Source organism: Nocardia sp. NPDC003482, from assembly GCF_053588115.1.
The window spans coordinates 183426-189566 of the sequence record NZ_JBSFPI010000017.1 but is presented as its reverse complement, the minus strand read 5'-3'; the positions used below and the strand labels follow the sequence as shown (position 1 = coordinate 189566).

The following is a 6141-nucleotide window of genomic DNA, read 5'->3' as shown; positions in this document are numbered from 1 at the left end:
TACCGCGGCCGCGAATTCTTCCGCGCCACAACAACTCCTATCAATGAACCCCAATTCTACCTGGGGCCACTGTCCGAGAACCGTCGGGCACCTCAGAGTGGACCGAACAGGCGATCGCGCAGGATCTGTTCCAGCGGTTTGCCATCCAGCTGCTGCGCGATGAGCCCGAGCAGTACCGTATTCGTATTCGAGTAGTGATAGCCCTGATCGGGCGGGAAGTACGGCGGATGCGCGTAGGCCATGGCGAGTAGTTCGTCGGGTTGCCAGACGCGCGCCGGATCGGCGTCCATGGCCTCGGCCAGTTCGAGGGTCTCACTGTAGTTGAACAGCCCGCTGCGCATATCGAGGAGTTGGGCGATGGTGATCGCCCCGCCGTTCGGGACGTCCGGACGATATTTTGACACCGGATCGTCGAGCCCGAGCTTGCCCTCCTGGACCAGTTGCAAAACGACCGTGCCGGTGAATGTCTTGGTGATCGAGCCGACGCGCACGTGGTCGGCCGCCGTCACCGCGGGACCGCCGCCGAATGTCCGGGTGCCGTAGGAACTCGTGACATCCCCGGACGGCGTCCGCACGAGCGCGACCACACCCGGCACCAGGAAGTCCCGAGCGGTCGAGCGGACCAGATCACCCAACGCCGCCGCGTCGATCGGATGGACGGCCGCCGCCGACGTGACCGAGGTACCGGACGGCGTCGACGGGGACCCGCATCCGCCGCACAACACCACGACACCGACCAACGCTCCCACCAACCCCCCGGCAACCTTGGCCACCATGACCTCCCGTACCAGGAAAACGGAGCCGCGAATGCCGTACTCTACTGCGCCGATACGGCCCGTGTACGGAGTTGGCGAATGTTCAGCGACAGCCGTGCGTCACGTCCACCACGCACCGGAGCGTTGCCTGGTACCGGAAGTGCCGATATTCTTCTGAATCAGTGAACGTTCGTGCACCCAACTCTCGACTGGAGCGTGAAAGATGGCTCGGCGGCGGATCATCGATGAAGAACCCTGGTCGGGCCTCCGGCGGCAGTGGCGGCGCTCGGCGAACGAGGAAGCGGCCTGGGTGTCCGAACTGGCGCGCGAGGTTGGCAGGGCAGCCGCGGACCGTTTCCGGCGCGCGAACCGCTCCGCATGCCGGGCCGCCGGTGATGTGGAAGGCGAACTCTACGAACTCAATCGGGAGATCGCGGACCTGACCCGGGGCGCCCTCCGCGCCCGAGCCGACCGCCGTCGCCGCCGGAAGTAACCGAGCGAAAATGTGCACGATCGTTCACTGACGCCTCCCGAACGGCGTCGCTAAAGCCGTGCCTCAGGGCGCGTCCAACACGCTCGCGGGCACACCGTACGGCAGAAACCGCACCCGCCGCCGAGCGTCGGTATTGTCCCGATGCGCCCGCAACGCCTCGAGCTCACTGGGAAACACCTGATCCACCCGGGCCGCCCCGTCGTCGTCCACCGTGTAGATCGCCCACACCCCGCTGCCGCTCTCCCCGGTCGTCTCCCCCTCCGGCGCCCGCGTCCGCTCCGGCTGCGCGAACTGCCCCAACAGACTCACCACCGACCCCATGGTCGCCTGATCCACCCGCCCCAGATACCCCCCGATCCGCCCCGCCAGATCCCGGAACTCCACACCCGCCTCCCGCAGCGCGCGCTCCACGTCCTCGGGATCGATCCCGAAAGGCCCATTACCCGCCATCGCATACTCCTGACGTAGGGGGTGTCCTACGGCCAGTCTCCTCGCCGAACCCCGAGTTCGCCACGATCCCCGACCCCTACGGGCTGTACTTTCCGCCCCTCCCCGGATTCGGGAGTACCTCCAGCGCAGCGGCTCGGACGCGTGCGGCCTTGCGAATCGCGGTGAGCCGCGGATGAAAAGCGTTGTGCCGGTTGCCCTGAAGATTGAGGGGAACGTCGAGGCAGGCGATCAACTCGTCTTCGATCTGCCAGGGTTTCGGTGCGGTGATCCACGAGACGAGGGCGTTCGTGTGCATCCATTTCGACAGCAACGCCTCGCCCGTACCGAAATGGAATCGCCGACCCGAGCCGTAGCGTCGCAGCTCGATCCCCAGTTCGTCCGCCAACAGGCATCCGAGCGTCAACCGCAATGTCGACCCCGCCGCGTTTCCGGCGTAGTGGGTGGCGATCCGCTTACGGAGGTGTTGTCGACTGGGCGGGCGACCGTTGACCGGTGGCTTCGTCGGACTGATGCCCGTATACAGCAGCGTCAGGCCATCTTTCGTGGCACAGCCCGACGTATCGATGTCCGCGGGCAGTGCGCGAAACCACCATCCGTAGACGCCGGGAGTGCCGGGTACGGGACTCGGCCTGGCCAGAACCTCGGCGCGAGTGAATGTCGGCGCGGCCAGATAGTCGGTCGCGTGCTCCGGCATCAGCGCCGCCACCCGCCGTACGGCACCGTGAGGATCTCCAGCCCGTGCCCGTCCGGGTCGTCCCAATACAGCCCGCGCCCACCGTCATTGGTGTTGACGCGGTTCTCGAGCGTGTGGTGGGGGTCGGCCCACCAGGTGAGGCCGCGGGCGCGGATGCGGGCGTGGATGGCGTCGAAGCGGTCCTCGGAGACGAGGAAGGCGTAGTGCTGGGGGCGTGGGGTGTCGCGGCCGTCGGCGAAGTCGAGGGAGACGTCGTTGTCGGTGCGGACCACCACGAACGGTCCGAATTCGGCCGGGGCGGCCAGGCCGAGGATGTCGGCGTAGAACCGGGCCGAGGCGTGCTTGTCGGTGCAGTGGACGATGGTGTGGTTGAGCTGAACGGTCATGCTGCTGTTATAGCCGCGGCGTGGCTCGTAGGATGCGTGTGTAGGGGCCGCGGTGGAGATTTCCGCTCGAAATGCCCACCCGGACGGCACTTTCCGACACAAGGGAGCCGATGGACGTCGAAGATCTGCGTCTCCTGCGCGCGCTGCAACTGGCGCCCCGGGCCGGGTTCGCCACGCTCGCCGGGATATTGGGCGCCCATGAGCGCACGGTCGCCCGCCGCTATCGGCGACTGCGCCGGGCCGGCGTCGTTCGCATCGTCGGCATGGTCAATCCGCTGGCCGTCGGCCATCAGCTCTGGCAGGTGCGGCTGCGGTGCCGGCCCGACGCCGCGCAGGGCCTGGCGACCGCCCTCGCCGCCCGCGCCGACATCGCCTGGATGGGCGTGTCGGCGCCGGGATCGGAGGTGTCGTTCTCGGTCCGGTCGCTGTCGGCGCGACAGCGGGATCTGCTGCTCACCCGGCTGCTCCCACGGTCCGCGCAGGTCCACGACATCGAGGCCAGCGTGGTCCTGCACGTCTTCCTCGGACTCGGTTCCCGCGGTTGGTCCCAGCTCGATCCGCTGCTCACCCCCGCGGAGATCGCGCGGCTGACCGCCGAGCACCCACCCGCGGGGGAGATCGTCGACATCCCGGCCGAGCCCCACGACGCCGCGCTGTTCGACGTCCTGGCCGCCGACGGCCGCGCCACCACCGCGCGACTCGCCGAGGCCGCCGGGATCAGTCCGGGCCGGGCCGCCCGTCGCCTGGACACCCTGGTGCGCACCCGCTCGCTCGTCTTGGACGTCGATCTCGCGCACGAGGCGCTGGGCTACACCACCTGGGCGCAGCTGTACTGCGCGGTCAGCCCGTCCCGACTGCACGAGGTCGGGGAGACCATGGCCCGGCTTCCGGCCGTGGGTTTCGTCGCCGCCCTGTCCGGACGCCACAACCTGATCATCGCGGTGTGCTGCCGGGACCTCGCCGAACTCTACGAATTCAGCACCCGGTACGCCGGTGCGGCGGAGGGCATCGTCACGATGGAGGTCGTGCCGTTCGGTCGCGTCGTCAAGCAGTCCGGCGGGCTGGTCGCCGACGGCAGACTGGTCGATCCGGTCGGAGCGGAAGCGTGACCGCCGCAACGCTTTTCGCATCGGGACGAGTCCGGAGACACTCCGGTTCCGGCGGGCGGCCGCGATCAGAGCCAGCGTCGCACCCGCGCGCGATAGTCGAGGTAGCTCCGGCCGAATCGCTCTGTCAGATAACGCTCTTCGGGCTCGATGACCAGGCGGAGGACCAGCAGCAGGCTGACCGGTAGCAGCAGGATCGGCCACCAGCTTCCGGCGAGCAGGCCGAAACCGATTGTGGCCGTAGCCAATCCGGTGTACATCGGGTTGCGAGAGATTCGATAGACGCCGCCGGTCAGCAGCCTGGCCACGGGGCGGTGCGGGACGATCGTCGTCCGGTGCCGCACGACCGCGGCGACCCCCGCCCACGCGAAGGCCAGCCCCGCCGCGGCCACCGCGGCCCCGAGGATCGCCGTCGCGGGCCGCCCGCCGACCGGAAGGGCGAACGCGGCGTTCAGGAGCATGCCGCCCGCGAGCGCGGCGGCGTAGTACAGCGGCGGCGGAATGTAGACGACCCGCGCGCCGCGCTCGGTGGTGGAGTTCTCGGCCATGACGGCTCACTTTCGATAGAGTAAGACTCTATCTAATAGATCACTACACTATCGGCGTGGTTGTCAAGCGGCGATACGAGTCCACCCACCGGCAGGACCAGGCGCGACGCACGCGGCGGGCCGTGCTGGACGCCGCCCGCACGCTGTTCGTGCGGTCCGGCTACGGCGGGACGACGCTCGCGGCCATCGCCGAGGAGGCCGGGGTGGCGGTGCAGACGGTCTACAAGATCTTCGGCAACAAGAAGACCCTGCTGTCGGAACTGGTGGACGTCGCGATCGCGGGCGACGACGAACCGACCGAACTCGCCCAGCGCCGATTCGTCGCCGATATCCGCGCCCTGCCCGACGCCCGCGCCAAATTGGCAAGGTACGCAAGGCATCTCGTCGAAACGCACACCCGACAGGCCGAGGTGATGCTCGCCGTCGCCGGTGCCGCCCTCGTGGACGGCGACGCGGCCGAGATCTGGGAGAAGAACCGCGCCGAACGCCGCGCCGGAATGTCGATGTTCGCCGCCGATCTCGCCGCGACCGGCGAACTCCGCCCCGACTACTCCCGCGACGAGATCGTCGATGTCCTGTGGCTCGCGATGGACGTCCACAACTTCGATTACCTTGTCCGCCAACGCGGTTGGCCCCCGACCCGATTCGAAGCCTGGTATGTGGACACGGTGGCGGCGGCCCTGCTGACCGGGCCGGACCCCGCTACGACCGACCGGTGACCTCGCTCGGCCTCCGGCCGCGGAAGACGAGCCCGGCGATGACCACGAGCAGAGCCAGGCCGATGACCTGCTCGACGACCATCCACCCCGGCAGCGGCAGGAAGATCAGGACGGCGGCGAAGGCGATCACCAGGACGGTGACCACGATGCGCAGCCGGAGCAGGGCCCGGGGTTCGCCGCGTTCGGCCCGGCGCGCGAACGCGTAGGTGAGCAGCGAGGTGGCCGCGACGATCACCCCGCGCACCCACGCCTGATCGGTGACCAGGTCGGGAGCGAGTGCCGAAAGGATGAGCAGCGCAACGACTGTCGCGGCACTGAGCAGGGTGTAGGCGGCGGTGAGACGCGTGACGGTGGGCGAGGTGTTCACAGTTCCCCGTTTCCCGTGGCCGGCGCGCGGGTCGCCCGGTCCACGAAGTGCATGACCTCGGTGAAGAAGTGGTCGATATCGGTGTCGCCGCCATTGGCGAGGTACTGGGCGGACGCGTCGACGAGCGCGCGGATCGCGGCCGCGGCGATCACCGGGTCGAAGCGGGCGAATTCGCCCGCGCGCTGTCCGTCCCGCAGCAGTTCGGCCAACGGCGTGAGCAGGTCGGGGATGTGTTCGCGATGGCCCGGGGCGTTCTCGAGGATGCGTTGCACCGCCCGCACGTGCACGGCGTGCAGCTGGATGAACTCGAGGTTGGTGCGCAGATAGTGCGCGAGCCGTTCCCGTACCGACTCCGTATCCCGCTGCCGCTCGGCCCGGAAAGCCGCACCGCGCGTGTACAACTCGGCGATGACGGCCGCGCAGATCGCGTCCTTGGTCTTGAAGTGGTAGAGCACCGTCCCCTTGATCGTCCCCGCCTCTTGCGCGATCCGATCCACCGAGGCCGCGGCGAACCCCCGGGCATCGATCAGATCGATCGCGGCGGCCACGATGTCCTCCCGCCGCGCGCGCTGTGTCCTGGTCAACGCCTGATTCTTCGACTCCACGCCGACCAACTTACCATT

At 68.6% G+C, this 6141-nt stretch carries 10 protein-coding genes; 3 read left to right on the top strand and 7 right to left on the bottom strand.

Translation table 11 applies throughout. The features are described 5' to 3' along the window. Nucleotides 1-92: 92 nt before the first annotated feature. On the bottom strand, nt 93-776 hold the full coding sequence (locus ACWDSJ_RS25995) for a serine hydrolase domain-containing protein (RefSeq protein ID WP_450034891.1): 684 nt from the start codon (nt 774-776) through the stop codon (nt 93-95). A 202-nt stretch (nt 777-978) separates the two neighbouring features. Here ACWDSJ_RS25995 and ACWDSJ_RS25990 point away from each other — a divergent pair, with 202 nt between their 5' ends. Continuing rightward, nucleotides 979-1248 (top strand): hypothetical protein, encoded by a 270-nt coding sequence (locus ACWDSJ_RS25990; RefSeq protein WP_450034890.1) that lies wholly within the window; start codon nt 979-981, stop codon nt 1246-1248. A gap of 63 nt (nt 1249-1311) precedes the next feature. Here ACWDSJ_RS25990 and ACWDSJ_RS25985 read toward each other — a convergent pair whose 3' ends face one another. The 3 genes from ACWDSJ_RS25985 to ACWDSJ_RS25975 form a co-directional block, all read right to left on the bottom strand. Next, complete coding sequence (locus ACWDSJ_RS25985; protein WP_387369197.1) at nt 1312-1698, bottom strand: hypothetical protein; 387 nt, start codon at nt 1696-1698, stop codon at nt 1312-1314. A 76-nt stretch (nt 1699-1774) separates the two neighbouring features. Beyond that, a complete protein-coding gene (locus tag ACWDSJ_RS25980; RefSeq protein ID WP_450034889.1) occupies nt 1775-2392 on the bottom strand; it encodes a GIY-YIG nuclease family protein in 618 nt (205 codons plus the stop codon). Continuing rightward, entirely contained in the window at nt 2392-2778 is a 387-nt protein-coding gene (locus ACWDSJ_RS25975; RefSeq protein WP_450034887.1) for a VOC family protein, read from the bottom strand. The genes ACWDSJ_RS25980 and ACWDSJ_RS25975 overlap by 1 nt, the downstream gene beginning before the upstream one ends. Nucleotides 2779-2888: 110 nt before the next feature. Here ACWDSJ_RS25975 and ACWDSJ_RS25970 point away from each other — a divergent pair, with 110 nt between their 5' ends. Continuing rightward, nucleotides 2889-3887: an Lrp/AsnC family transcriptional regulator gene (locus ACWDSJ_RS25970; RefSeq protein WP_450034886.1), complete on the top strand. Its 999-nt coding sequence runs from the start codon at nt 2889-2891 to the stop codon at nt 3885-3887. A gap of 65 nt (nt 3888-3952) precedes the next feature. On the opposite strand, the gene ACWDSJ_RS25965 is transcribed toward ACWDSJ_RS25970, so the two are convergent. Beyond that, nucleotides 3953-4432, bottom strand: coding sequence for a methyltransferase family protein (locus tag ACWDSJ_RS25965; RefSeq protein ID WP_450034884.1), 480 nt, complete (start codon nt 4430-4432; stop codon nt 3953-3955). A 56-nt stretch (nt 4433-4488) separates the two neighbouring features. Here ACWDSJ_RS25965 and ACWDSJ_RS25960 point away from each other — a divergent pair, with 56 nt between their 5' ends. Next, nucleotides 4489-5151, top strand: coding sequence for a TetR/AcrR family transcriptional regulator (locus tag ACWDSJ_RS25960; protein WP_450034883.1), 663 nt, complete (start codon nt 4489-4491; stop codon nt 5149-5151). Here the strand turns inward: ACWDSJ_RS25960 and ACWDSJ_RS25955 are convergent. Beyond that, the gene (locus tag ACWDSJ_RS25955; protein ID WP_450034882.1) at nt 5135-5518 is read right to left on the bottom strand and encodes a hypothetical protein; all 384 of its coding nucleotides are present in this window, start codon (nt 5516-5518) and stop codon (nt 5135-5137) included. The genes ACWDSJ_RS25960 and ACWDSJ_RS25955 overlap by 17 nt on opposite strands. Continuing rightward, on the bottom strand, nt 5515-6123 hold the full coding sequence (locus ACWDSJ_RS25950) for a TetR/AcrR family transcriptional regulator (RefSeq protein ID WP_387369182.1): 609 nt from the start codon (nt 6121-6123) through the stop codon (nt 5515-5517). Before ACWDSJ_RS25950 ends, ACWDSJ_RS25955 begins: the two co-directional genes overlap by 4 nt. Nucleotides 6124-6141 lie beyond the last annotated feature (18 nt).